This window comes from Fusibacter sp. A1, assembly GCF_004125825.1.
Taxonomy (GTDB): Bacteria; Bacillota; Clostridia; order Peptostreptococcales; family Acidaminobacteraceae; genus QQWI01.
This window is the reverse complement of record NZ_QQWI01000010.1, coordinates 111,262-136,773: the sequence shown is the minus strand read 5'-3', so window position 1 is coordinate 136,773 and position 25,512 is coordinate 111,262. Positions and strand designations below refer to the sequence as shown.

Annotated in this window: 24 protein-coding genes; 2 read left to right on the top strand and 22 right to left on the bottom strand. The window is 45.5% G+C overall.

Features of this window, described 5'->3' with window-relative positions; translation table 11 throughout:
• Positions 1-370: 370 nt before the first annotated feature.
• The 21 genes from nfsA to DWB64_RS14775 are packed head-to-tail and all read right to left on the bottom strand — an operon-like array spanning position 371 to position 20,930.
• On the bottom strand, positions 371-1,105 hold the full coding sequence (gene nfsA, locus DWB64_RS14875; protein ID WP_129489039.1) for an oxygen-insensitive NADPH nitroreductase: 735 nt from the start codon (positions 1,103-1,105) through the stop codon (positions 371-373).
• A gap of 15 nt (positions 1,106-1,120) precedes the next feature.
• Entirely contained in the window at positions 1,121-2,110 is a 990-nt protein-coding gene (locus tag DWB64_RS14870) for a hypothetical protein (protein WP_129489038.1), read from the bottom strand.
• A complete protein-coding gene (locus tag DWB64_RS14865; RefSeq protein ID WP_129489037.1) occupies positions 2,097-2,639 on the bottom strand; it encodes a hypothetical protein in 543 nt (180 codons plus the stop codon). The genes DWB64_RS14870 and DWB64_RS14865 overlap by 14 nt, the downstream gene beginning before the upstream one ends.
• Complete coding sequence (locus DWB64_RS14860) at positions 2,632-3,057, bottom strand: hypothetical protein (RefSeq protein ID WP_129489036.1); 426 nt, start codon at positions 3,055-3,057, stop codon at positions 2,632-2,634. Before DWB64_RS14860 ends, DWB64_RS14865 begins: the two co-directional genes overlap by 8 nt.
• A gap of 25 nt (positions 3,058-3,082) precedes the next feature.
• On the bottom strand, positions 3,083-3,562 hold the full coding sequence (locus DWB64_RS14855) for a hypothetical protein (protein WP_129489035.1): 480 nt from the start codon (positions 3,560-3,562) through the stop codon (positions 3,083-3,085).
• Between the two features lie 17 nt (positions 3,563-3,579).
• Positions 3,580-5,613 carry a hypothetical protein gene (locus DWB64_RS14850; RefSeq protein ID WP_129489034.1) on the bottom strand — a complete coding sequence of 678 codons (2,034 nt, stop codon included), beginning with the start codon at positions 5,611-5,613 and terminating at the stop codon, positions 3,580-3,582.
• A complete protein-coding gene (locus DWB64_RS14845) occupies positions 5,576-7,456 on the bottom strand; it encodes a Flp pilus assembly complex ATPase component TadA (protein ID WP_129489033.1) in 1,881 nt (626 codons plus the stop codon). The genes DWB64_RS14850 and DWB64_RS14845 overlap by 38 nt, the downstream gene beginning before the upstream one ends.
• 8 nt (positions 7,457-7,464) lie before the next feature.
• The gene (locus tag DWB64_RS14840; RefSeq protein ID WP_129489032.1) at positions 7,465-8,265 is read right to left on the bottom strand and encodes an AAA family ATPase; all 801 of its coding nucleotides are present in this window, start codon (positions 8,263-8,265) and stop codon (positions 7,465-7,467) included.
• A gap of 1 nt (position 8,266) precedes the next feature.
• On the bottom strand, positions 8,267-8,881 hold the full coding sequence (locus DWB64_RS14835) for a hypothetical protein (protein WP_129489031.1): 615 nt from the start codon (positions 8,879-8,881) through the stop codon (positions 8,267-8,269).
• A 7-nt stretch (positions 8,882-8,888) separates the two neighbouring features.
• Positions 8,889-9,788: an SAF domain-containing protein gene (locus tag DWB64_RS14830; protein WP_129489030.1), complete on the bottom strand. Its 900-nt coding sequence runs from the start codon at positions 9,786-9,788 to the stop codon at positions 8,889-8,891.
• Positions 9,789-9,792: 4 nt separating this feature from the next.
• Entirely contained in the window at positions 9,793-11,223 is a 1,431-nt protein-coding gene (locus tag DWB64_RS14825) for a serine/threonine-protein kinase (RefSeq protein ID WP_129489029.1), read from the bottom strand.
• Between the two features lie 9 nt (positions 11,224-11,232).
• Positions 11,233-11,928, bottom strand: coding sequence for a PP2C family serine/threonine-protein phosphatase (locus tag DWB64_RS14820; protein ID WP_164980433.1), 696 nt, complete (start codon positions 11,926-11,928; stop codon positions 11,233-11,235).
• Entirely contained in the window at positions 11,918-13,201 is a 1,284-nt protein-coding gene (locus DWB64_RS14815; RefSeq protein WP_129489027.1) for a DUF6382 domain-containing protein, read from the bottom strand. Before DWB64_RS14815 ends, DWB64_RS14820 begins: the two co-directional genes overlap by 11 nt.
• An 18-nt stretch (positions 13,202-13,219) precedes the next feature.
• Positions 13,220-13,993, bottom strand: coding sequence for a hypothetical protein (locus DWB64_RS14810; RefSeq protein ID WP_129489026.1), 774 nt, complete (start codon positions 13,991-13,993; stop codon positions 13,220-13,222).
• Entirely contained in the window at positions 13,993-16,242 is a 2,250-nt protein-coding gene (locus tag DWB64_RS14805) for a DUF5702 domain-containing protein (protein ID WP_129489025.1), read from the bottom strand. Before DWB64_RS14805 ends, DWB64_RS14810 begins: the two co-directional genes overlap by 1 nt.
• Positions 16,243-16,246: 4 nt before the next feature.
• Entirely contained in the window at positions 16,247-16,885 is a 639-nt protein-coding gene (locus DWB64_RS14800) for a TadE family protein (RefSeq protein WP_129489024.1), read from the bottom strand.
• Positions 16,869-17,057: a Flp1 family type IVb pilin gene (locus tag DWB64_RS14795; protein ID WP_129489023.1), complete on the bottom strand. Its 189-nt coding sequence runs from the start codon at positions 17,055-17,057 to the stop codon at positions 16,869-16,871. Before DWB64_RS14795 ends, DWB64_RS14800 begins: the two co-directional genes overlap by 17 nt.
• Positions 17,058-17,071: 14 nt before the next feature.
• Complete coding sequence (locus DWB64_RS14790) at positions 17,072-17,920, bottom strand: type II secretion system F family protein (RefSeq protein ID WP_129489022.1); 849 nt, start codon at positions 17,918-17,920, stop codon at positions 17,072-17,074.
• Positions 17,917-18,765, bottom strand: coding sequence for a type II secretion system F family protein (locus DWB64_RS14785; protein ID WP_129489021.1), 849 nt, complete (start codon positions 18,763-18,765; stop codon positions 17,917-17,919). The genes DWB64_RS14790 and DWB64_RS14785 overlap by 4 nt, the downstream gene beginning before the upstream one ends.
• Positions 18,755-19,987, bottom strand: a complete 1,233-nt coding sequence (locus DWB64_RS14780) for a CpaF family protein (RefSeq protein WP_129489020.1) — start codon at positions 19,985-19,987, stop codon at positions 18,755-18,757. The genes DWB64_RS14785 and DWB64_RS14780 overlap by 11 nt, the downstream gene beginning before the upstream one ends.
• Positions 19,980-20,930 carry a hypothetical protein gene (locus DWB64_RS14775; protein WP_129489019.1) on the bottom strand — a complete coding sequence of 317 codons (951 nt, stop codon included), beginning with the start codon at positions 20,928-20,930 and terminating at the stop codon, positions 19,980-19,982. Before DWB64_RS14775 ends, DWB64_RS14780 begins: the two co-directional genes overlap by 8 nt.
• 523 nt (positions 20,931-21,453) lie before the next feature.
• Here DWB64_RS14775 and DWB64_RS14770 point away from each other — a divergent pair.
• Positions 21,454-23,133, top strand: a complete 1,680-nt coding sequence (locus DWB64_RS14770; protein WP_129489018.1) for a transporter substrate-binding domain-containing protein — start codon at positions 21,454-21,456, stop codon at positions 23,131-23,133.
• A 34-nt stretch (positions 23,134-23,167) separates the two neighbouring features.
• On the opposite strand, the gene DWB64_RS14765 is transcribed toward DWB64_RS14770, so the two are convergent.
• Entirely contained in the window at positions 23,168-24,061 is an 894-nt protein-coding gene (locus DWB64_RS14765; RefSeq protein ID WP_164980432.1) for a LysR family transcriptional regulator, read from the bottom strand.
• A gap of 107 nt (positions 24,062-24,168) precedes the next feature.
• Here DWB64_RS14765 and DWB64_RS14760 point away from each other — a divergent pair, with 107 nt between their 5' ends.
• Positions 24,169-25,443 carry an adenylosuccinate synthase gene (locus DWB64_RS14760; protein WP_129489016.1) on the top strand — a complete coding sequence of 425 codons (1,275 nt, stop codon included), beginning with the start codon at positions 24,169-24,171 and terminating at the stop codon, positions 25,441-25,443.
• Positions 25,444-25,512 lie beyond the last annotated feature (69 nt).

The window sequence follows — 25,512 nt, the reverse complement described above, 5'->3', positions numbered from 1 at the left end:
AACTCTTAATTAAAATAGTTTGTTTAACGTCTAGCGTTAATTATTTGTGATTTTTTTTGGTGCTTTTCTTGCACTCTAATTATCCATTGTCGCTTTCCAACTCGCCTATCGTTTATACGGGGCGGCTTATTGGAAGCGGGTACATTGTTCAGTTGTCATGGTTCATTGATCGTGAATGTTTCTTATTCACGACGCCACACCGGTCAGTTGAACGTACTTTGTTCAACGTAGAGGTGATTTCACTTCTCTATTGCTTTTCTGTTGTTGCGTTAGCCGCCGTATGTCTTAGCGACAAGTAATATACTATCACCAAGACGATACGACGTCAACCATTTTTGAAAACTTTTTTATATTTTTTTATTCCGACTTTCTATTTTCTCGCAAAACCCTGTTTTTGCAAGTAGTTCAGCATGAATGGTCTGGTTTCATTTTTCATCTTCTCACTCATCTGTTCAGTCCATGTATGATTGATTTTTCCATGAGTCCGTTCAAAATAATAGTTTTTCACCGTCTCATCATACTGACTTAATTTTTCTGCATCGATTGCATCATACCCATTTTCGCTTAAGATAAGCGAAATATCCATTCTAGGTTTCGTTTGTGGATTCTGTTCAGGGTATCCTAGGCACATACCAAAGAGAGGATATACATGTTTGGGTAGGTTTAAAAGTTGTGAAACTTTGGCAATGTTATTCCTTAGTCCGCCGATGTATACTCCGCCAAGATCGAACGATTCAGCAGCGAGCATAAGATTCTGAGCGACCAGACTTGCATCTACTGTTGCGACAATCATACTTTCCATATAACCATCGTCCATTTTTTCACCGTGCAACTCACACGCGTGATTCAGTTTGTGGAGGTCAGCGCAAAAAACGAGGAATTCCGGCGCCATATTAATGTAGGGTTGTTCACCGCTTAGTTCATAAATCGCATGTCTTTTAGTTGTATCAGTGATTCGAATGATGTGATACGCTTGTACAAACGATGATGTTGACGCATATCTGGCGGCATCAAAAATCTCCTGTAGAATTGTGCTCGGGATATGCTCTTTTGTAAATTTTCTTATGGATCTGTGAGACTTAATTGTTTCGATGACTTTGTTCATAACGCCTCCTAGTGGCTAATCGATGTGAAAACAATCATGACAAGGATAGTACCCCGCTCCTGCAGCATCTGCAGGGTTTAAGAATACCTGTTCAACTTCTTCAGTCTCAATTGAAGAACAACTTTCCTTACTATAATATCTTACACCATTTTTCACAAAACCATAAATGAAATCTCGTTTCCTGATACTCAGTTGAAAAGCTCCAACAAGATCAAGGCTCTTGTTATTTCCTAGGGGCATGCCTTGAAGAACTGTAAAGATGCTTGGTTCATCTATTATTCCTGTCCATGAAGTGTCAATCGGATCAAAACTGAAATTATAGTAGAATCCGAAATCTGCAGCATATTGGATATGTCTTCCCATGCTTTGTGAAATATCTTCCTCTAATTGCTCCAGCATCATGCGCTTAATTTTATCCGAGGCATCGATTGCAGAAAAAAACAATTTCGCTTGTTCTGAAGAAGCTTCACTAGCTAGTTCATCAATCCTTCCAGTCTGTGTTTGCCACGTGCCTGAGTCATCTTTGTACAGGATTCTGTGTCTTCCATCGAGTCTGAAGAAGTAGATTTCTTCGCCTGCCATGTGCATGAACTGCTTTTTGGGATGGATGATCTTCTGAGGGTTAATCCCATGATCCGTTCTCAATAGGTCACTTCCATAAAGAAAGTAACCGTCGTTGATCGTTAATACGATTATCGGCACATACTTTTCGAGCTGAAGCCTTCCGATTTGGTTATTCATGTTCATATTTTTTGAGAACGTCTCAAAGAAACTATCCACAGCGCGTTCAGGTTCCACCATTTCAAGTATCGCATCAGAACTGCCATAGATCTCACTCGATTCCCTGAGAACTTCCGCCGCATCCTCAAGGGAGTGCCTGAACACCTTATGGTAATAATATTCAGAAATCTGATTTCGCTTGATTTCATCGATACGCATATCGTTGATGAAGAATATGGTGCATAGGACCATCAGTAGGATGATGGCCATATTAAGGAGTCTCATGTGCAATCCTTCCACTTAATCGAACATAGTAAGAAACAGCATCAGTATGAACTTGCCATATCGCTTCTTTCATAATTTGAGCTTTTGATTTTAAAGAGCTCTTTACAACCACGGTCAGATAATCCCCTTTTGACATGGCATAATCTTGTTTGGCCATACTGTTCTCAGGGAATAGTAGTCGCTTGATTTCATCATTCGGGATTTCGTCGTAAACCGCGGCCATTTTACCCGTAAAGGTAGTCGCGTCAGTCGGATCTGTGTAGATTGGAACAAACACCTTCTTCTCATGCAGTAAACTCACGTTAAATGGTTGTCCTAAGGCATTTAGCTTCGTCTGAAATTGCTCATAGGACTGGGCTGAGATTTTTCCTTGTGCCGTAACCTGAGACAAAAAATAATCGACTTCATCCATCAACCTGATTTGAATGATTTCATCTTGCTTCTCAAGCATATGGAGGATTGGAAAAATAATCAGTAGGATGATTACGAGGATAAACGCGGTTATTTTCCATAGGGATTGTTCAATCATCTTTTCTCTCCTTTATGTCGATTGTCAGGCCGCCTGGATTTGAATGATCTACCTGATAGATGATTTCATAGGACCCAGCCAGATCGACTATCAGGGAGTCATAGTTATCGGCGGTTACTTTCTGGTCCTTGTACACCACTGTCGTGGTCATTTCATCTGTGACCTGTACGCCTGTTTCAATGAGATTAAAAGTATCCGAATTGCTGGCAGCAGAGACTAACCGATAAAGATGCCTTACTAGGACTTCGCGTACTTCTTTCCCAGTGATTTCATATCCCCTCACATCAAAAGACTCACTGGTTGCTTCAGAACGTTTACTTTGTTCAAGGTGATCGATCATCCGAACTACCGGGGTGTAAAAGGTAAGCACACACGATAATATTCCAATGATGGCCAACACATTCACTGCGGTTGACACCGCATCTCCAACAGATTGATTCATCTTATTCTTGCGAGAATACGATTCCGCTGACTACCCCATTGCTATCTTTACGTATCTGAGCATCAAAGGTCGCTACAGGATTGATATAGGCGGTATCGCTCTCATCTCTTGCTTCCTTGATCATCGTTTCAATATCCGCTAATGTATGAGCGTTACCTAATGAGACACCGCTACCACTGAAGGTGGCATCGTTCAGATAGATTACAGTACCTTTATTTGTTTTCACACTGATGCCGAAGGTGTCGGATGCTTCTCTAAAACTCTTTATGCACCCTAGAACCTGTGACCCGGCGACCGATTGATTGTCATAGATATCAAACTGAGCGTCTGATAATCTTTTTTGAACCTCAGTCAACTGGTCGGACTGCTGTTCGGCGATTCCTCGACCTTGATCGAGCAGGGTCAGTCCAAGTGATACGACCGCTATAAAAAATAGAATTCCGATGCCGATCCAAAGTGCTTTTCCGATATTGTTATCCATTGTATTCTCCTTTTTTATTAAAGTGACAGTTTATCAAAGTACGTCTGCATCTCTGCCACACTGGCATAGACAAGCGGTATCATAAAGTACAGGACGACTAAGGCATAGGTTGGCGTAAACCCTATGATTTGCCCCGCGCTGATTTTTGAGGATACCATTCTTTCATTCTGAATCCTTCTTTTTTCGACATAGTAGAGTTTTTCGGTCTCGAGCTCGTCAAACGCCTGATGTATCGACAGTTTGTTTACGGCGCTGACGAGTCCTGAAACCAGTTTGTGAAAATCTTCATTTTCAGTACTGCCTTTCAATCGCTCCAGCGCTTCTTCCGCACCGGCGTCATAATCCATGATTGCCCGTTGAATAGGCTCTTTCAGAACAAAACTGAATCTTTCCAACCATTCCAGCAGAAAGTCGACGCTTACCGACTCGATCCGCATCATCATCATGATGATCAGTTGAAACTTGCTGACTTCGGACTCCAGATCGGACTGAGCGATTTTTTTTCTGACCAGGAGCATCACGTCCGGGGCATACCATCCGATAAGGCACATTACGTAGATGATCAGTACATGTGTCCAGTCGAATTGATAATTATCAAGCAGCTTCAATTTGTCAGAAATTCTACTGGTTGTCACCCGTAACTTTTCACCACTATATTCATAGTCGTTTTTAATTAGCTCCATTAACTCATCCCTAGTCATTTTAGCAAATGTCTTACGAAGGATCTCATTGTCAATCGCGGTCGTTTCCTGTGCCTCTTCAAGCGCTTTTCCCTTTAACTCACCCGCTAAAAATCCGCTTGGTGTTGTGGGTGTCTTGTAGACTGACTGCGTTCCCATCATTATTGTTGCCACGATGATAAGGAGCGCTATCGATGCGCAAGCGACAGCCACTGAGCATTTTTGCACATAGTGCCATTCGATCGGAATGTAGACCATCGCAGACTTCATTCTCGTGTCTGTTCGCTTGTAAGCTTTTGAGTGTTTTTGAGGTACCATGAACTCGATCGGTTTTGAAAAGTGTTTCATCATCCATCGTTCAAGATGATGGTTTTCAGATTTTCGACTCTCCTCTTCGTGAAAGTTCTGTATTTTTCTTAAGACCGCATAAGAGATGAGTATGATAATGAGTACTGATATTTCGACAACGAATCCAAGGGGGCCCTCATAGAACTGCATCAAGGGGTAAAAGCTGTTACTGGCCCACGCCCTGATCGGTTTCATTGCAAATAGAGGAACCAGGGCGATGAAGTTCATGCTTTTAAGTCCAAAATTCAGCTTGTCACGTATGATGACCTCATCCCTCAGCTCGCTGCTTAGGTGAGTCAGACTCTTGGCGAACAGGGAGGCTCCTTCTATGGTCGTATCTCCGAATTCCTTGATGATAAACGCGATTCCGGCAAGCAGCTTCAGGTATTTATTTGGCGCCGTCTGATAATATGCGTTAAGCAGCGTTTCCCCGTCGGAGCTGATGAGGATCTCATGAATCAGATTGGCTTGCTTCAATACGTCGTGGTTTTTCTTTGGATTTAGACCGTCCATCGCATCCGAAAATGCCTCGTCGATCATGCCGGACTGAAAATATTGGTTCCTTAGCTGCTCGATATAGCTGATCAGTTGCTCAAGCAATCTTATCTTCACCCGATTCACAAAAAAATCGACAATCGTCTCTGAAACGAAGAAAAGTGTGATGATCAGCACCATCCACAGATACCATTCACGCACAAAAATAGCGAATAGGACCATTATGACCGAAACGATGGTCGTCGCGGTAGAGTAAACGACCACTGTCTGTTCTCGAACCGCTTTTTCATCATTGTCGCTCGTGATGATTAGACGTTCTCTAATCGAAAGTACATACCTTCTTGTCAATAAGTTTGAAGAGAGCTTGTCATAAGCCCATAAAAGCCATTTCGAGTCGAGTTGCCTTGTTTTGGTTTTTACAATACCGATAGAGTCATTCGGTCTTTGAAACTTTAGGATCAGGGCGATTAGAACAAGTAAACATAGGCCGCTAAGAGATGACATCAACATCAGTACTGGTATACTCATGATCTTGACCCTCCCAGTTCTTATGGACGAACTCCTCGAATGCGCTCGCATCCTCTAGCGTCATCAGTTCTTTCATCGCCTCCTGCTGAATGCGGCTGATCGGTTGGCTACTTATGTATCTTCCATCTTCAAAGCGTACGACGTCACGTGCTTCATAGACTTTCTTATCCGTCATTTTTTTAAAGAACACCGTCATCGTGCTCATAAACTGCTGCATCGCCATTTCGCTCGTAGCGTCCCTGTATTCTTCCGGATATTCCAACTCATCATTTACAGGAACAATTTCAGTAATACGCTCGATGAACCTTTTACCCGAGTAGTCCCTTGTCAGGTGTATGTCGAAATTCAGCACATTGACCACCTGTTCTTCGGCGATCTTCTCGTCTCTGAACACATCGCATTTGAGCAGGCTGTTTCGTATCGACAGCACAAGATCCCTTGCGGTCTTCGCATGGTGGGTGAATAGGGTGAACAGACTTGCGACTTGCGCCATCTGGATCATCCAAGCGGCTACTTCGTCTGTAGCCACCTCTCCAAGGATGTTTACAGATCCGTCTGTCTTCTTTTGCACATCGAGTCCCTTCTGCCCTGAAATATGGGAGGTTTCTTTAAATGAAAGTATGTTCCGATAGGGATACAATTTTCTTAAATGAAGTTCAAAGGCCATTTCCTGAATACGAAGCGTCAACGTGCCATATATTTCTGAGACCATCGCCATAAGCAGTGTCGTTTTGCCTGAACCCTGAGATCCGGTGATCGACGAGATCCTTCCGCCCTTTGCAAGGTACCTGATGAGTCCGATAGGTAGCTGACAGTTTTCATCTTTGATCAGCATATCCAGCGTGACATGGTTCAGGTGGAATTTTCTAACAAAGAAGGCCCAGCTCTCACTAAAATCAGGCCTGACGACCACAACCCTTGAACCGTCGATCATATCATTGACCTTAAACCCGACATTTTGCGAGAGCATCCCTGGATTGTTGTACCTATAGATGTTCTGGCACACTCTTTTCAGTTCGTTGTATGAACCGAAGCTCAAGAAGGACAGATGGATCGACTTTCCCTTGTAAAACACCCAGACGCTCTCATAACTTTGAGGTAGCTTACCCAGCTGATTCATGATGCCGATGTCCGAACCGTCATCTTCGACAAGGCCTGAAACACCTCCGCTGACCCCATCGATATTCATGTCCCGAAGTTCATCGATCACAGAAAATCCCTTGTAAGCCTGGTAGATTCTCTGAGTGAGTATTTGTAGTTTGTCGATATAGCTCAGATAGATCTGTTCCTTGTTGTAGATCGCCTTGATATCCGCCTGGGAAATAACATAGGCCTGTGCCCCTTTCTCGTAGGCGGTTGTCTTGATCTTATCAAGCTGATAGGTTTCCACCAATTTGCTGAAAGCCTCTTTTCCATAGTTGGACTTGTATTTATGAAGCAGAATATCGAACTGGTCGATCACACTAAGGCGCTGAGCACTTGTAAATGGAATCACGTCGTCAATTGTGGATTCTGTGATATAGGAATTGTCAAGGATGTCGAAAATCACGTCTTTCACAAAGCGCTTATCCTTGATAGATCCATGTACACATCTTTTTAGCGCACTCATCAGTTCGCTTCGCTTGCTCAGTTCTCTCTTATATGCTTCTGTGGATAATCCTGCGACATCCAGATTGGTTTTAGTCATGTTGTTGATGGATTGCTTTACCATTTCGAGCACACCTGAGACCGTATATTTTTCGGCTTCGACCAGCCAGGTTTCTGAGGATGCTCTTGAGCTGCTGAAGAATACGAAATAGGTGAACACAGAAAGTGCCAATGTCAAAATCAGAACCGATATCATCTCATCACCTACTTCACTAGTTCGAGTTGCTTAAGTAGGGTATGCGTCGATTTTGCCACATCCTCGAAGAATGGGTGCTTCTTCTCGAATCGCTCCCTATAATAGTGTCTGCCGAAGAACTCCAGCACATTGCCTTCGTTCATCAGATCGATCAGAGAGGTGTGCTGGGGCACTTTCACCAAACATGGTGTGCTCATCTGCTTTTTGATGGCTTTTTCAGTCAATCGGGATGACTTTTGGTATCTGCCTATACATAGTATGGGTTCACACTTAAACTTGATGGAAGATTTCTTTTCGATAAAGGCGTCCAGCACCATCTTATTTTGGCTTAGATTTACAACGACGGTATCCGCATGTTCAAGTAAAGCCCTTGTATAGTCTTTTTCCAATCCGCTGTGCAGGTCTAAAAAAACGATGTCATACGCGTCCGTCGCCGTGCTTAAGATCTGTTTGAGCACTTCGACATCCTGAAGGTCCTCTTGTTTAAGATTGAGTGAATACCCGTTCAACACATCAAGTCTTGATTCTTTTAAAAGTGGAATGGTATAATTGCTAATTGTCGATGATTGGAGCATCTTGTTTCGTGCCAGTCTTATGAGCGCGTTCCCTGTGTTTTCATTCGTCTGTGAAGCATGACCTGTCAGTCTATCTTCTGAAAGGAGAGCTCTTTCCATCTGCGTGATGCCTGGTTGAGCATGTCCGACAAGCACTTTCAGTTTGTACTTAAGGGCTGCGCAAAGCGCAATAGATAGCAGATTGGTCGTCGTTGCCGTCTGCCCGTGATGGGTGGACCAGAATGCGATCAGCATATTAATTCCTCCTCATCATTCTTTTTTGAAGCTGCTTGTATGCCTTCTTATCAAGCTTCATGATATCCCGTGCCATTGATGCGAGCATTTGTCTTTTTTCCTTCGATTGCTTCCCTAACTGGATTACTCCGTCCAGTTGTGAACATAACTGCTGTTCTTTGTTTTTTTCATCGTATGGAATTTCGTAGACGCTTGCGACATCACCTTCATAAACCGTATTCAAGTGATATTTCTGTAGGTAGTCCATATCCAGTTTTCCGTCTAAGGCGTTAAGGTAGACCAAGGAGACATTTACAGGATTGATTGCCTTTAATTTAGACTTCACTGATTCTATGGAAACGAGATTTGGCTCGATGATTGCCAGGTAATAATCGCTTTCGCCCTCGATTTCATTGCAAATGCAGTATTCCATTTCATCAGATACTTCTGACTCAAGGTCTAAAATGATGTCATTAAGTTGCAGCAGTGATTTTTGCTTGCCACCGAATAGTCCAAGCGGATGATCACTTTTAAGATCACAGGCCGTTCTGGCATGAAACGACAGCGTATGTGCGAGCTCGAGTGTCAGGACGATACTATCTATGGAAGGGTGACTGATTATTGTAATTTTTCTCATCATGGCCTCAATTCACATCACTTAAGTCAGTGGTCCCAGTATCGGTTGACTCGTCATCCGACTCTTGCTTGAACGCACTTACAGGAACTTCGCGCTTGATGTTGCTTGGTAGTCTCGACAAGCTTTCAGAAAGTTGCGCCCTCTTTTGCTTTTCTAGCGCAACAATCGCCCGATTCACAATATTGGGATCGTTTGCGATAAGGTTCTGCACATCATCGTTGGCAGGGTAGGTGATCGCCGCGGATTCCTGACTGTCAGGAGCGACGTAGATAGTGGTATATAGGAATGTCCCGTCACGCAGATAGGCATCCACAAGCGCCGATGACAGTCTCAACTGTTCGTCCTCGTTCAAATGGAAGATACAAACCTCTCGTACTCCGCTATCGGTATCTACACGCCTGTACTCGATGAGTTCTTTTTTTGCAAGCACCACATAATCCATACCGGAAGGAAAGCTGATTCTCACATCAACCTCATGACCCTTCTCTAGCATAAGGGGAGTGATCAGATTGCAAAGTTCTATGATTCTAAGATCATTTGGAACCTCACTCTTGTTGCTAAGCATGGCTTCATACAAGATGGTGCCCTCCTTCAGATCAACCTTTGCAGTTAATCCAATGAGACCTTCATCCGCACTTTGCAAGAATTCATTCTTAAATACCGCCGGTAGGAATACTGATTCGACATCTTCAGCGCCAACCTCCTCATTTTTAGATACGTTTTTTACAAGCCGGAACACTTTGATCTGTGGGGGATGCTTATATTCATCCAATAGCGATTCATACTGGTTTTTGATCTTTGCAGACTCATAATGCCCGAAATAGTAATAGATTCCGATGCTGACACTGCCCATCAAAAGCGTTCCCACCATCAGTCCTAGTAAAAAGCTCTTTGTTTTCTTACGCATTGGTTCACCTCCTCCATCGTTTAAACATCGATTTATTCTCAAGTTTCATCATGCGTCTCAGCACATCGTGTTCAGCACCATATTCAAGGGGACAGGGTACGAAACCTATCTGATGAACCGTATGACTATTTATACCTAACCATTTGGCTAACTTTTTCGCTTCAGATTTTCCTGAAAGGTTAAACAGAAACTGAATGTCGTCGTATTGCTTGATCTCTTCAATGAAAGACTTGGCATCATAGGTCCAAGGTCCGCAGGGCAGCACGCAAATCTTTATATGCGCATGCAGAAACTCATTAAGCATGTAAGAATCGGACCCGTAGTCGATGACAAGGTTCTCTTTTTTGCTGCTGACAAGCTGTAAGAGGTCGGTCTCTGAATAGGTCTTATAGCAGGTGACGCCACCTACCTTAAAGCTGCTGCTTCCTTCAAGTTCCTCGTATCGAGCCCCTTCAAGGTACTTTTCGAGCATTCGCAGACTTCCTGTGTCGTGCCTTTCTAAGATTGAAACCTTTCTCTTATCATTTCTTAGCACATGGGCGGCTGCGAGTGCCATATGGGTCGTACCACAACCGCTTGTCATTCCGATAACCCCTACGACGACTTTTGCTTTCGATGTGTAGGTTTCGCTTCTCCCTTGAGTCGCTTCAAGCGCTTGAGTCTCTTCAAAGGCGATGAATCTTTCAGCCACTTCCGTTACCGACTGTATGCGCCTGTCGGGTTCCAGTTCCATGCAGGCCCTGATAATGCCTTTTAGATGAAGCGCTTTCTCATGAACAAACTTAGACCACTTTTCAGCCTCGTCGACCAGATGCCAATGTTCGCCGACATACATGAAATAGATGGTCGCTCCTATCGCATAAACATCCGACCTTTGATCGGACTGCGACTGACCGTACTGCTCCGGGGCGGCGTAACCTTTGGTTCCGAGATAGACCGTATCCTTCTCACATTCCGTTTTATACTGCCTCGTGGTGCCAAAATCAATCAGATGAATCTGCCCGTCGTTTGCGACAAGAATATTCGAGGGTTTCAGATCCCTATAGATCAGAGGCGGAGTATAGCTGTGAAGGTAATTAAGAATGGTGCTCAAGTTTAGTGTATAATCGATGACTTGCTGTAGGGGGAGCGGACCTCTAAAATCGACAAGACTCTCTAACGTGTCTCCATCGATGTAGTCTCTTACGACAAACACGTAAGCTTCTTCCTCTAAAATATCGATTACCCTTGGAAGATTTGGATGCCTCAGGTTTTTGAGAATCTGCCCTTCATTATGGGCATCCATTTGAGGAAACTTGCTCTTGTCGATCACCTTCATGGCCATCAGCGAGTCCAGTGCCAGATGTTTGACCAGGTAGACGCAGCTTGTTCCACCTTTTCCTAGCAGGTCGATCACTAGATAACGCTCAAATAGTACTTGTCCGTTTTTTAGCATGGTTTCTCCTTAGATGTGGCAGATAATGAGTGTCAGATTGTCTCTTCGATACTTCTTGGTGACTTCCTCTATCAGATGATCAAGCGATTTTTGCGCTGATTTACTTTGTGTGATTTTCATCATGTCCTTGTCCACCAGCTTGTAGAATCCATCTGTCGCAAGGATGATCTTTTCAGCAGGATCCGTCAGCCTAACCACCTTATCCGCTTCAAGTAAAGGTCTAGCACCCAAACACTTTGTTAGTACTCCCTTTCCTTTTACCACATGGTCCTCGGTCAGACAGACGACTGTTTTTTTTACGCTGAATATTCTAGAATCGCCGATATGGGCGATATGCATATTACGCTCATCCATCAAGCAGAACGAACAGGTCGTAGCGCTTAGGACTCCGCTGCTTGCATATTCCTCATGCAGGATTCCATTCACAGCAGTCAAGGCCCCGAACAACCGCTCATACCATACGCCGATATCTATGCTTCTTACTTCCGTCGTCTTGACAAGATGAGCCCAAGCTTTAGAAAGTTCCTTTACAACAAGCTGTGAAGCCATCCGTCCCTCGCCGTGCCCACCGACTCCGTCAGCTACCGCACAGAATAGGACCCTATCCGACCCGTTTGAAAGTTTTCTAATGATGAAAGCGTCTTGATTGACAGGCTTGCACGATCCGCGGTGCGTATAGGCAGCCCACGTCCTCTTAGCCTTCATGATAGACCAACTCCACATCTGCAAGCTTAAGCTGATCACCCACAGCAAGTGCGACCGGTTTATTGACCTCTACCCGCTCCTCATTGATGAAGGTACCGTTCTTACTGAACAGATCCCTGATCACACAGGCGCCGCCTGTGAAATTGATTTCTGCGTGCGTTCTGCCGATAGCGCTGTCCGACAGATGAATGTCGACCACGTCCTTTTGCCGTCCGATCAGCAGGCAAGGCTTGCTGATAAAGTGCTTCTCTCCTGTGGAGAGTCTTAGCAGATATGGCACCGTGCTATCAGCGCACACCAGAACCGTGGTATCTTCCTGCAAGAACTTGGGACTGTCAACTAGGGGCTCTGAGGAGACACCGATAGAATCCGCTTCCTCATTGATCATTCGATGTACTTTCTTATTTTGTACAAAGAGGACCTTCAACACTTTAAAGTCCAGCTTGTCTTTGAACAGCTTCATATACAACAAGGCATTCGTGCTCGTAAGAATCAATGTCGCTCCAAGCCTTGCTTCTGTAACGTCTGCAGTCATTTTTTTTACGGCGATCAGGCTGGTTGCAAGCAGTGTGAGATACCCAAGCTGCATGATTCCAAACGCCAGCATATACCGGTAGTCTACGACTTCTTTTCTATTCGCGACAGACTCCAAAGCAGGCGCTTTATTTTCCTTATTTTTAACCGAGGATTTGGATCTAACCATATTAGGAATCTGAACATTCCTTTCATCGATGTGGTCGACAAGTAACAACTGCTTAAGTCCCACTAGCGTGAACACGTCCTGTTTCGTATAACCGAACAGGGTCGATATGAGCTGGGCGGTACCTACCGAAGGTGGCAACCGCATAAGAAACTCAAGTAGCCAGTCGCGGAAGTTCACTTCATTCCACTCCAACTGAAAAGGAAGGTAGATCAGATATAATTTCATACTCTGCACTTCAATATACATTTGCCTGGTATCAAGCCAAAGGTCTGAGGTGTAGAGCAGATAGGTCCTTAGTTGCTCTTGGGTCGCTATCATCGACAGAAGCACTTTTCTTAAGGCTTGATCGTCAAGTTTTTTATGGTTCAGGTAATCGTAAAGCGGCATCAGGGAACCGATCGAGTACTCTAGGTGCTCGACCCCGTTCTCGCATGCAGAATGGCAGGCGATTAGTCCCGATGGGATCTGGTTGAGCATATTCATCTTAAATCCGTCTATTCGGTTGTTCTCCGGTGGAAGGACACGGATGTAATGAGAGAATTCGTCATTGCTATAAGTCCAATCGAACACGTTTTACCTCCAGTTCACCTAGTTCTCTTCTTTACTTTGCGGTTCTTTTTTACAGAAGCCGCAGAGGGTGTATTTCACTCCCGAGATTTCTATCGGAGCATGGACATCCACCAGATCGCTTTTCACCTGAAAAGATTCGACCGTTTTTGCCCGTTGAAGCGCCCAGCACATCTTATTGTGGTACTTTTTACTCTTGAGTCTGCCGTTGGATGTCAGATAAACCGTAGTAAGGCTACGTGAATCATCCTCTAAAAGCAGTTGCTCGTGTCCGTTTTTCACTGGAATGATATGCCGGTCATGCAAAGTCAGCGCCGGAAGGATTCCAAACATGTCCAGCATCCTGTAGGAAGTCATAGTTTCAACGATAAGCACCTGATGTCCCCAGTCGATTTCATAGGTGATCTGATGGCTCATGTTGAATTTTTCAGCAAGTTCCGATGCTTTCGAAACACCAAATTGACGATTCATGTCCTGTTCAATCGAACTTACAATCAACTGCCCGATCAAATCTTCAGAACCGCCGATGAGCTTAGCTCCGATCAGTTCCTGCAATCCGCTTTTTTCTGTATCACCCAGATTGACCGGCGCGCTGATGAGCTGCTCCTTCATCTTAGTCAACAGATAGATATCGTCAGACAGCGAATATGCAGCCCGATCTACAGCGCTGTAGACCAATCCATGGTTTTCAATCGTCAGCTGTATTGACGAGAATATCGCGAACACCGCTAGGATGATGATCATCAGACAGGCGAATTCGATTGTCAGCGCACCTTTTCTTTTTTTTGCGGTCATTAGTAACCCCGTTCCATATAAAAGGTATAATAGTACCTTCCATCATGGATATCATCGTTCACATACTGGCCTAAAGCGCTTGAGAACCACAAGTCCACACTGACTGTCACTGTCACAGCTACCGCTGTCTCGAGATCCCCAGCTGTCAACCCCTCATCGCTTAAGACCGTAGAGAGCTGCAGCAAATCCGCCACTCTGTATAGCTGTTCCGTTTCATTCTGAAACATAAGCAGCAACACCAGGTAATCCTCGTAGCTCAGTTCGATGGACGGCCAGTCAAGCTTTGTATCCGCCCCTTCTTTTAGGTCACTCGAAAACTCAAACGTATCGCTCTTACCCAGTAGCCTTATAAAATCCGTCAACTTTGCAAGATTGCCCGGTGATAGGTCGACCATCCATTCCCCGCCCTTTTTGAACAAGGGGATCGATTCGCCCAAATGAAGTTTCTTCACATCCACCACCGTCTCGGTTCCAGACCACCCTGCAACCACCACCGCATACATGATCGGATAGCTGATGCCGCCCGTTGCAGCAGCCAACTGGGCAGAAAGGCTCTGCACCGTCGTCTGCTTCGTGATAAGAAGGCTCGAAGCGTTCATCAACAAACGTACGCCGAATATTTCCGTATCCGTCAATATGGCGTTTGACGCATTCGATCGATTGCCGTGCAGCACGTATTCGATTTCCGATTGAGGCATGAATGGATTGGTCTGCTCTTCTACGGTAAACCTACTTGGTACGTTATAGGTAAAGTGATTCACTAGGTAATCAGCAATGATCAGCTTATCGATTAACGATTTCGCACCTAACATTTGAGCGTCCAGCAGGGCTGACCACTGATTGCTGCTTCGGTTGAATGACTTGTTGATTTCATCGGCCTGGTTCCTGGTCGAGCCACTCGACCGACTTTTGTCGACACCTTCCTGCTCGATACCCGCACGCTGGCTAGGAAGCGACTTGTACACATCCTCTGGCAACTGACCCAGATACGCCTCATCCAGTTTAAAAACATCGCCGAGCACCACATCGCGAAGCGCTCTTATCAGAGCCTTTCCATCAAAGTTTCCATCCTGATCGATTGCCCCCTCCGGAACAAAAGTGGTGACAGCAAGGCGTTTGAAATAACCGCCAAGACTATCCGCTTCGCAAATCTCCTTGGCGATTTTTTCTCCCCTAGCAAGCGAATCATCGATAATTCGAATCATCTCCATTACCCTATCCCTACCGGTGTCATACCCAGTCAGCACTTTTGCAGCTGCAGAGTTCGCCTTAGTCACACTTTGGGTAATTTTCGAAAGCGTTTTTGCCACGGCGTCACATACCTTTGCTACATAATTCATCGATTTATAGCGTTCGCGGTTGTCTTCTATTTTGACACCGACGACCGCCAAAAGGTCGAGTGTCTGCTGCAGCTCCTCCGTGAAGGTTCTTGCAGACTCGATGAGTGCATCGATTCCTTCTACGCCGTCTCTGAAGTCCTGAATCCGTTCTCTGATCGTTTGAATGTCGGTCTTCACTTCATCAAGCGCATCCTTTATGGACGCTCTTTCTTTTCTCAGCCGGCTTAGCTCAGACTCATCGGTCGCTTCTTTGATGGATTCAGATAATCTGCCAAGCTCCCTTTTCAGATCAGACGCCTCGCTGTTCAAGTCATGATAGCGATTCACAAGGTCAAGCACGTTCATATCATCCATTTGGTTCAGCCACTTGCTTACACGTTCGTAATGAGGCCCCAAAAGATCAAACGCGTCTTGAAGAGACGTGACTTTGTCAAAGACCTTTCCAAGCTCCTCAAGCATGGATGTCACAATGCCAAGACTCTTGAAGAATTCGAGTTTTTCCAACCACTGCGTCAACTTACCCAACATGAACCGCTCGCTATGCCTTTTTAAAATCGCATATTTTATCGCCTGGGGGTCTGCGTATGTCTCACCCAGAAAGGAGACATCCACTGACTCCACCCGCAAAGAATAAAGCTCGTTGTACCCTTGATTGATCCCTTCGCTCAACACTTCTTCTACTGCGGCTTTTATCTGAGTGCTATCCGTGACGCACAATAGGTCAAAGGATTTGGCAATTTCACTCTGATAATCAAAAAGTGCTGCTTCGACTGCATTCGAAGAGATTTGACTTGCGACGACATGACCCATTTTGATCCTTGAGTAATCCCATAGGACAGCGTTCACAAACAGAACCAGCACCATCATCCATGCAACGGCGGGAGTGAAGCTTCCAGCATGTTTTTTCATAATCTCACCTAAAGACCTTAAGACATTTTATAAGCGTCTGCTGCATCGTATAGATCAGCGACTTCCAGTTCTGTGTGTTTTCAAGCGCCGTCAGTACGGTATCGATGGTCTGCATTTTTTCAAGCACATTTTCAGGTTCGATTTCGACCATGAGGCTTAACTTATCGCGCCGTCCAAAATTCACAGCCACCTCTGAAAACGGACTGTTGATTCTTATGACATAACAAACCGAAATATGCCTATCGAAGACCATTTGCCTGATTGATAGCTCATCGACCGTGATCACAGCCACAGAATCACCCACAAGCTTATCCAGTTCCATTTGGATCCTGTCGGTTAAATCCTCTTCTTTTAAGGTAAACATGAATCTATCCCCAATCGACCGCTCATACCGCGCGTCGACAGGGATATTGCCCCCCGTCAGATCACTGTCGGGGTTTACGAGCCAGCTCAGCGACGACTCGTTCACATGTCTTGCCACCGACTGGTGAACAAGCTGCATGCTGCTTAACACATTCAGTCTGTTATTCAGATAGATTGCATGGTCAACGATCACGACTAGGACGATCATCAGTATGGGCATCAGAATCGCCGCTTCAATCGTGTGTGTTCCTTTGTTTCTTGACCTATTTGGTGAGGTCATTTTTAATGTCTGGGTCCAACTGGCTCAAATACTTATCTACCATATCGAATAACTTCTCCCTGAACATCACCACCACTCCGACCAGAATGAAAATGATCAGAATCACTTCGATCGTGCCGATCCCTCTAGTGCATCCCAGTTTTGCCTTGATATAACCTAATGTTTGTTTCATGTCCTTCCACCTTTCTATAGTTGCTGAAATATTGGATAGATCAGCAGTGCCATGATGCCGATCATGGATACCATCATCGGCATCAACATTTTGGTCGATAGTTTTTCAGAAATCGTACGCACCTGCGTCTGCCTATCGCGCATGATATCCTCAGATAATAAGAGTAGCTGATCCGACAAGTTATGTACGCCAGTATGCCTCGCTTGAGTCATCAGGCTCACCAGTCGGTTGACGGTTCTTGTCGGTATGACATCCGCGACCACAGAAAAGGCCAACAACAGTTCCGTACCTTTGTCGCATTCCCTGTCAATCAGCTTGACCATCTTGCTCATATACTGGTTTCCACTGCAATTTACCGCCGTGTAGGCATAGCTGTTTTGAACGGTCGCACCGGCCTTGAGCAGCAGGGAAAGTTGTTGAAGAAAACCAGGGAGTTCCTTATGGATCATTTCGATATGTCTCTCGTACTTCTTTTTGAGCTGAAAGTCGGGTACCAGACCGGCTACAAAAATGAATAGGATCAGATAGGCCAAGGTCAGCCTATCGACGGTGCCCATAAGTCCTAGCATCACAAGCACAAGTGCGAAGCAGAGCAGTGACAGCGTCACCATCTTGGCCAGATGAAGGGCTACGGCATCGGATAAGTCGCTTGAGTTGTGCCACAATCTGAGATACTGCATTCTTTTTCTGTAAAAGGAAGATTCAGAATAGTATCCACACAGTCTGTCTACAACATGAAAGCACGACCATACCAGTCCCCTTAGTGTCGCCTCACTGCCAAAGCGGTCAAGATCGGCCTTGCTCCTTGTTTTGTTGAAAAGAGCAAGTGCGACCATCAAAAGCAAAAGCACCGCCCCGATCATGCTTCGATCCTCGTCATTCTGTCAGACCAGATGTAACATCCGATAAAGAGCAAAAGGGTGGCGGTCATCATCAGCCTACCCGATACACTTTCATAAAGAGGGGCGATAAATTCATAGGCTGTCAGCTGCATCAAAAGAAGCATCCCGAAGGGCATCAGGCTGAGCAGCTTCTGTTCGAGCCTTTTTTCAGAGATGATGACTTCTATATCACGCTGCATCTGCCGCTTGTCCCTGAGCACCCGGTTGGTCAAATCGATGACTTCAAGCAGGTTTCCACCATGTTTTTTTGTGGCACTGATCATCACGACAAACTGATCGATCACCTGATTACCACTCTCCTTAGCAAAGGCCCTTAGTACTTCTTCCACTGACCATCCAATATCGAACTGTTCACACCAGACGGTAAGCGTCTTCCTCATAAGCGGATACTGGCAGTTGGAGTCCTTGTTCAAATTAACTAGAATCGCCTGATACGCTTGTTCCAGAGATTTTCCAGAGTAGAGTTCAGCGATGAGCATGCGGTTGATCTCCATAAACTCATCTAGATTTTGCTCATTCTTTCTTAGTCTCTTATTTTTATAGTAGGATTTTCTGCCTAATTGGAGCACCACTGAAAACACACCCATCATGAGAAAGGACTTGTAGAATATCCATCCGACAGCCAAGCCGCACACTCCCAAAACGATGCTGAGCAGTATGCTTTCAAACAAGGACACTCGGTCTTTCGAAATTTTAAACGGCTTCGTCCGTTTTTTGACTTTGCTATGTCCACTGCGCGGCCGTAGTATCCAAAACACACAATAGACGCATATGCCAGAAGTGATGATTCCTATACTAATCAGCATGATGAGGCTCCTTTTTGACGGTTTGCCCCGAAGCGATCAACTTGCCTATTCGTGGCAGGACGTTTCCCGTTCGTGTCAGAGCTCCTTTTACCCGTCCATTTTCATCGTCTCCTAAGTCACAAAAGAGGTAAAGGGGGACCAGTACGTAATCGCCATTTTCTAGATGCGACATCGCCTCGATGGCGAGCACCCTTCTGGAACTATCCCTCAACCTGCCAAGGTGGATGATCACATCGATCGCCGATACGATTTGCTGTTTGATCGCAGCAATAGGCATCTGCGAATCCGAATAGACCATCGTCTCGAGCCGCTTTAGCATGTCGGTCACATTGTTCGCATGGCCTGTCGACAGCGATCCGTCATGGCCTGTGTTCATCGCCTGAAGCATATCGATCGCCTCGCACCCCCTCACCTCGCCGACGATAATCCGGTCCGGTCTCATACGCAGAGCGCTTTTTATGAGTATTCGTATGCTGATTTCACCTACACCTTCCGTGTTGGCGTTTCTGGTTTCAAGCCTGACCCAGTTCTTGATATGGGTCAGTTGCAGTTCTGCCGAATCCTCTATGGTGATTACACGCTGGTCCTTCTGGATACTCTGGCTAAGCACATTTAAAAAAGTGGTCTTCCCGGAACCCGTCCCGCCCGAAATGAACAGGTTCAGCCTCGCACGCATCCATCCGTCGATTTCGCCTGCGGCCTCATTAGTGATGGCTCCAAGCTCAATCAGGTCCTTCATGGTGAACTGTTCCTTCTGGAATTTTCGGATAGTCATGATCGGACCATTGAGCGCGATGGGCGGAAGCACCACATTGACACGAGATCCGTCTATCAGTCTCGCATCGACGATGGGTTCTGAAGTATTCACCGTTCGGTTCACACCGCTCACGATTTTTTGTATCACGTGATTCAACCGTTCCGCATCGTCAAAAACAAGATCGGATTCCAAGATGACACCCTTTCTTTCAAAAAAAATGCAGTCCGGACCGTTCACCATGATTTCTGTGATCTCATCATCCTCGATCAGCGGCTGAAGGACATCAAGTCTTCTGAGGGTATTGAAGGAACGTTCAAGTATTCGTTTTCTTTCTTTAAGAGGGATAGGCTCTTCGGCATGCTTGCCTTCAATCACACCGTGAATGATCTGCCTGACGACGTCATCCGTGATCAGAACCACCTGATTCAATTGCCTTTTGGTCGCTTTGATGATCTCCTTATGCATCTTTAAGTCCTAACTCGATGACGATATCGTTGATATATTTGTAGTGTGGGCTCTCTTTGTCAGCACTCAACCCTTCGTATGTCAGATTGGAACCGAATTCAGGGATTGAAAGCGGAAGGGTATGACCGCAGCGGTTATTCACGCAAATCAGCTGCTTTGGATTCAGATCGTATTCATGAGGTGGCTCGCCCTGCCCATCACAACGTTTGTGGTCGATGAGCAGCACAGAAAAGTTCGATGCCTCGACACTACGTTGAGTCTGCATGAAAAAGAGTTGCGGCAGTTCGATCAGGATGTTCCTGATCCCGTTTCTTTTGGCGTATTTCTTGAGTTTTTCAATGACATCCACCATGTCCGCTTCATGAAAGTCAAGCGGAAGGCTAAACCCCGGGAGCGTAAAATTCCCATCCGACGAGGAGAACTCAAACTCCTTTGGCTTGCTCAGCAGTCCTTCAACCTCTTCATCAAAGCATAAATCCGATAGCGTCAGGTTCTGTGGATGTTTCATTCCTCCAATGAGACGTATCGTCGCTGTTTTAGCGCTTTCATTCAAACAAAGGGAGGCATATTTCAAGAAAGTGCTCTTTCCTGCTCCCCCGACAGCCGAGGTGATCGCGATAACCTTGCAGTCCTCTGCAGCCACTTCCGATCTGAATCCAGCCTTTTTTCGAATTTCGGTCAAAACGGATTCGAACTTTTGAAACTTGTAAATCGTATCCGGAGTATTTGTTCGCACGTTTTCAAGCATCAGGATTTTTTGTCCGTGACTGTTTACATAATCAACCCCTGAATCCACTACGACAATCTCCGCGTTTTTCACCCTTGTCTCTTCTACGTCTTGAGTTACATAAAGCCATGACGAAACGGTTCCACTTCTGTTGATAAACAGTTCAATGGATTTATAAAAAGTTTCATCCTTAGTAATTAAAACAATATTTCTCAAAAGTTTCCTCCTATTGAAAATCCATCAACGACATTGATGCTATTATACTTTTTAGACAAATCAAGTCAACCCCTTTTGTTTACTAGTGTGCAGGGAGCAGAATAGCAGTTGGGACTTTCGACAAATATCGACAATTTCATTTTTTAGCTATTTCGACGCTTGCGAAGGAAAATAAGCATTATCAACATTTTTAACAATTTTAGTAAATCGAAGAGAGTGAATATTTCGACAAATTTCGCAGTGTGCTTTCCTTGTAGAATTATTAATTTTTTGTAATAAATAGATGCTACTTGTGATTTTTTTTCATATTTGGTCCTTCTGCTAGCAAATGCATTCATTCAGCTGGAGCATCTTTTCATTTCTCCAAAATATAATTTTCTTTATTTACTTTACATAACTCCATGTGCTATCCTGTCTAAACGTGTCCATTTCCGACCGGTACAAAATCCAAAATTCATTTACATAAATCATTTGTAATCCCACCGTTTTCGGTGGGTATATTAAAGCAAAAGGAGTTGAGCGTATGAAAGATAAACATCGACTGAGGATGCCGATTTTCTTAGTCACCCTACTGCTGACAGTTTCAGTAACTCATGCAGATAACCCTATCCTTGTTCAAGGCGATCAGTCGCAGCCTCCGATTTCGTATGTCGACGACGAGGTATACAAGGGATTTGGTATTGAGATCGCACACGAGATTTTGAGTGCGATGAATCTTTCGCATACTTATAAGACCAGCACCTATCCTCAAATGTTGCGAAACCTGACCGCGAATACCGCCGACATGTACGTACTCATGCGCTATTCTAAAGAAGATGACGCTAGATTTGACTTTAGCTTGCCGGTAGTGCAAATGAGTGACTATCTGTATGTCAGAAAAAAAGAAGGATTGGAATCCATCGACGATCTAAATGGCAAATCGCTTATCGTAGTCAGTGGTTCTTCGCTACACGATCAGGCGATCAGACTGGGTTTTTCCGACTCGCTGGTGACGGTACCAAGAACAGAGGACGCACTAATGCTCCTTAAAAACGGCAAGCATGACGCCGCCCTGCTGACGGATAAATACGCCCAGTATTATATCGATTCCTTAGACTTAAACACCATAAAACGAATCGATCAGGCGGTAGGTACAAGCAATTACTGTTTTGCAGTGCGACAAGGCAACACGGCGCTGACCGCCCAGCTCAACGAGGGGCTGCTTGCCATCAAAGCATCGGGCAAATACGATGAGATTTATGAAAAGTGGTTCGGCACCGATGAAAAATCAGCCTTTTCATTCGCTTTTTTCAAGTTCGCCCTCTATCTTACGATACCGCTTGTTATCATCGCAGCCGCCTATCTGACCTGGCGGTGGTATCTAGACAGACAGGTGGACCATATGACAGCCGACTTGAGCTTCACAAACGAGCGGTTGGTCGCATCAAGCAAAAGGATCATCGAGGAGCACTCGGTCAATCAGCTAAGCGAAAAGATGTCCGCCGTGAATCGCCTATCACTTAATATCACCGACAGGCTGATTCCTCATATAGGAAGCGGCTTGTCCACCACAGACGAGTTAGCCAAGTTAACGGAGCAGATGAGAGCAAGCCTTATCGATACCGGGTCGAATGTTGGATCCTTTTCTCATCTGCTGGATCAGACGACAACGCATCTCGGCAATCTAGAAACCGACCTTAACACAGTCATCCAAGAGCTCAAGCAACTGAGAACCGCATCGACTAAGCCCGCAAGCGCCAGACCAACAGAATTCGACCTTGGCAAGCATGTGCTGCAGGTCACGGACAACCTAAGGTCTGCAGGCATTCTCGGTGCGCACGAACTAAGCGTCAACTGCACCGAGCACCTTATGGTCGAATCCAATAAGGACGCTCTGAAAACAGTAATTGAGATATTGGTTTCAAATTCCTTAGCCCACGGATTCGACAACCATTCGCCAGGCAAAATCAGCATCGAGGTCCACCGGAAGATAAACGAATTCGAAATCATCTACAAGGACACCGGACACGGCGTTCGTTCAAGTGATACATTAAGCCTCTTCGAACCTTATCAAAAAAATGATTTCAGTAAAGGCGAGGGACTTGGCCTGCCCACGCTTTATCAGCTGGTGAAACATACCTTAAACGGTACGGTTACCTTTAATTCAATGCTAGGTCACGGTGTGACGGTACTCATAACAGCACCAATCTGGTTTTCTGCATAAGCCCCCTAAAAAAAACACTAACTCCAATTGCGAGTTAGTGTTTTGCTTTTCCATCTAGGCACTGCTGATAGAATTCCTTTGCGGCGCTACTTAACTTTTTACCTTTCACCGTGACCATGCCGATGCTTCGTTTGGGTATCTCTTCTTTTAGGCGGATGATATCCAATGCGCCCGATGCGATCTCTGATTCGCAAAACTCTCTTGTGACAAAGGCGATCCCGAACTTCTTGATCGCAAACTTGACGACAAGGTCGGCGCTTCCCAGTTCGTAATCCGCCGTGTAGTCCACCTGATGCCCGTGCATGATGCTGTCAAAAAACCTTCTCATGTTGGTTCCTTTTTCAAGCACGACCAGCGGATAGCCGGCAAGTTGCGACAAGTCCTTCTCGCCTTTGAGATCACTTGAGAACTCGGGATGATGGACAAAACAGTCCTGCAGCGGCATCACATCGATCACCTCTAGCCCGTCCTGCCCGTCCAGGGGCATGTTCACAAAACCGATCTCGACTTCACCTGATTTCAGCATCGACCGTACTTCAGAAGAGGTCTTGTTGTATACGTGGACCTTAATTTCAGGAAACTTGTCCTTGAAAGTCTGCAGATGGTCAAGCAGGTAATGACTGCACACAGAATCACTGGCCCCTATTTTTATTTCACCGACTTCCAGGTTTTTAGCGGCGATGACTGCCAGTTCTGCAGCTTCAATATGTTCAAACGCCTTTTTCAAGTGCCCGAACAGAAGGTCTCCCTCGTAGGTCAGTTCAACGCCCTTTGCGGTCCTGTTGAACAGCACGCAACCCAGCTGCCCTTCAAGCTGCTTCACAGACTGGCTCACCGCTGGTTGCGAAAGATACAGCACGGTCGCAGCCTTTGAAAACTGTCCTTCTTTTGCCACTGTAAAGAATACTTTATAGCTATCTAGCGTCATATAAACCCCACTTATACACATTATAAATAACATTGATTTTAATTATAATCATAAATTGATTATACTGTACTTAACCGATACAGTAAACAACCGAAAGGAGTTTTATAATGAGTATACAAGCAATCGTAGGTGGCAACTGGGGCGACGAGGGTAAAGGAAAAATGACCGACTACCTTGCGCAGAATTCTGATTTTGTCGTCAGGTTTCAAGGTGGCAACAACGCAGGCCACACCATCGTGAACCATTATGGAACATTCAAGCTCCATCTTCTGCCGTCGGGCGTGTTTAATGCAAAAACCACCAACGTCCTGGCGACAGGGGTTGCGGTGAACATCAAGGCATTTTTGGAAGAATACAATCAAGTGGTAGCATGCGGAGTGCCGGCCCCGGACATAAAGATCAGCCACAGGGCGCAGGTTGTGCTGCCCCATCACATCACCCTTGACAAACTGGAAGAACAGCGCCTCAAGGAATACCAGTTCGGGTCCACGCAGACCGGAATGTCTCCATTTTACGCTGATAAATACAAAAAGATCGGTATTCAAATCGCCGACCTCTTCGACTACGACCACCTTCTTAAAAAAGTGGAAAGAAACATCGAACACACCAATATATTGATGTCCAACCTTTACCACGCGCCACTGCTGAATGCTCAGGAGATCACCGAAGAACTGTTCGAGCAGGGCAAACTGATCAAGTCCTTTGTCGCAGATACGCAAAAGCTTTTACTGGATGCCCACCATAACTTTAAGACCATTCTATTCGAAGGCCAGCTCGGTGCGCTTAAAGACCCCGACCACGGAATCTATCCGATGACGACCTCATCGAGCCCGCTTGCTGCCTTTGCGCCCGTGAGCACCGGTTTGCCACCAAGCGCGCTTACCAAAGTGACAACCGTTGTCAAAGCCTATTCAAGCGCAGTCGGCGCAGGCGCTTTTGTAAGTGAGATTCATGATGAAATGGCGGCCACCATCCGGGAAATCGGCAACGAATACGGAGCGACCACCTCTCGCCCACGTCGGATCGGCTGGTTCGACGCAGTAGCCACCCGCTACGGATGCCAGCTGCAAAGCACAACAGAAGTCGTGTTGTCACTACTCGATGTTCTGGGGTCTTTAGAAACCATTCAAGTGTGCACGCACTACGACATCGATGGTGAAATCACGCAAGACTTCCCCTGCACCTACGAGCTTGAAAAAGCGAAGCCGGTGTTTAAAACCTTTGAAGGCTGGCTGGCTGATATCAGCAAGATCAGAGACTACGACAAGTTGCCCCTAAAGGCAAAAGAATTCGTCGAAGCCATCGAAACCATGATCGGTTTCCCCATCAGATACGTATCCGTCGGACCAGGCAGGGACGCGCTGATTCGCAGGGATGTCTAGCGCCTTATCTTCCTAGCTTAACCCTTGCAAAACAAAACGACCGCTTGACGGTCGTTTTTGATTTGCTGT

Excerpts from the sequence above, each read along its gene's own strand:
- nfsA (WP_129489039.1), bottom strand. The coding sequence starts at position 1,105 with ATGAACAAAGTCATCGAAACAATTAAGTCTCACAGATCCATAAGAAAA.
- DWB64_RS14870 (WP_129489038.1), bottom strand. The coding sequence starts at position 2,110 with ATGAGACTCCTTAATATGGCCATCATCCTACTGATGGTCCTATGCACC.
- DWB64_RS14865 (WP_129489037.1), bottom strand. The coding sequence starts at position 2,639 with ATGATTGAACAATCCCTATGGAAAATAACCGCGTTTATCCTCGTAATC.
- DWB64_RS14855 (WP_129489035.1), bottom strand. The coding sequence starts at position 3,562 with ATGGATAACAATATCGGAAAAGCACTTTGGATCGGCATCGGAATTCTA.
- DWB64_RS14850 (WP_129489034.1), bottom strand. The coding sequence starts at position 5,613 with ATGAGTATACCAGTACTGATGTTGATGTCATCTCTTAGCGGCCTATGT.
- DWB64_RS14845 (WP_129489033.1), bottom strand. The coding sequence starts at position 7,456 with ATGATATCGGTTCTGATTTTGACATTGGCACTTTCTGTGTTCACCTAT.
- DWB64_RS14840 (WP_129489032.1), bottom strand. The coding sequence starts at position 8,265 with ATGCTGATCGCATTCTGGTCCACCCATCACGGGCAGACGGCAACGACG.
- DWB64_RS14835 (WP_129489031.1), bottom strand. The coding sequence starts at position 8,881 with ATGAGAAAAATTACAATAATCAGTCACCCTTCCATAGATAGTATCGTC.
- DWB64_RS14830 (WP_129489030.1), bottom strand. The coding sequence starts at position 9,788 with ATGCGTAAGAAAACAAAGAGCTTTTTACTAGGACTGATGGTGGGAACG.
- DWB64_RS14825 (WP_129489029.1), bottom strand. The coding sequence starts at position 11,223 with ATGCTAAAAAACGGACAAGTACTATTTGAGCGTTATCTAGTGATCGAC.
- DWB64_RS14820 (WP_164980433.1), bottom strand. The coding sequence starts at position 11,928 with ATGAAGGCTAAGAGGACGTGGGCTGCCTATACGCACCGCGGATCGTGC.
- DWB64_RS14810 (WP_129489026.1), bottom strand. The coding sequence starts at position 13,993 with ATGACCGCAAAAAAAAGAAAAGGTGCGCTGACAATCGAATTCGCCTGT.
- DWB64_RS14805 (WP_129489025.1), bottom strand. The coding sequence starts at position 16,242 with ATGAAAAAACATGCTGGAAGCTTCACTCCCGCCGTTGCATGGATGATG.
- DWB64_RS14800 (WP_129489024.1), bottom strand. The coding sequence starts at position 16,885 with ATGACCTCACCAAATAGGTCAAGAAACAAAGGAACACACACGATTGAA.
- DWB64_RS14795 (WP_129489023.1), bottom strand. The coding sequence starts at position 17,057 with ATGAAACAAACATTAGGTTATATCAAGGCAAAACTGGGATGCACTAGA.
- DWB64_RS14790 (WP_129489022.1), bottom strand. The coding sequence starts at position 17,920 with ATGATCGGGGCGGTGCTTTTGCTTTTGATGGTCGCACTTGCTCTTTTC.
- DWB64_RS14785 (WP_129489021.1), bottom strand. The coding sequence starts at position 18,765 with ATGCTGATTAGTATAGGAATCATCACTTCTGGCATATGCGTCTATTGT.
- DWB64_RS14780 (WP_129489020.1), bottom strand. The coding sequence starts at position 19,987 with ATGCATAAGGAGATCATCAAAGCGACCAAAAGGCAATTGAATCAGGTG.
- DWB64_RS14770 (WP_129489018.1), top strand. The coding sequence starts at position 21,454 with ATGAAAGATAAACATCGACTGAGGATGCCGATTTTCTTAGTCACCCTA.
- DWB64_RS14765 (WP_164980432.1), bottom strand. The coding sequence starts at position 24,061 with ATGACGCTAGATAGCTATAAAGTATTCTTTACAGTGGCAAAAGAAGGA.
- DWB64_RS14760 (WP_129489016.1), top strand. The coding sequence starts at position 24,169 with ATGAGTATACAAGCAATCGTAGGTGGCAACTGGGGCGACGAGGGTAAA.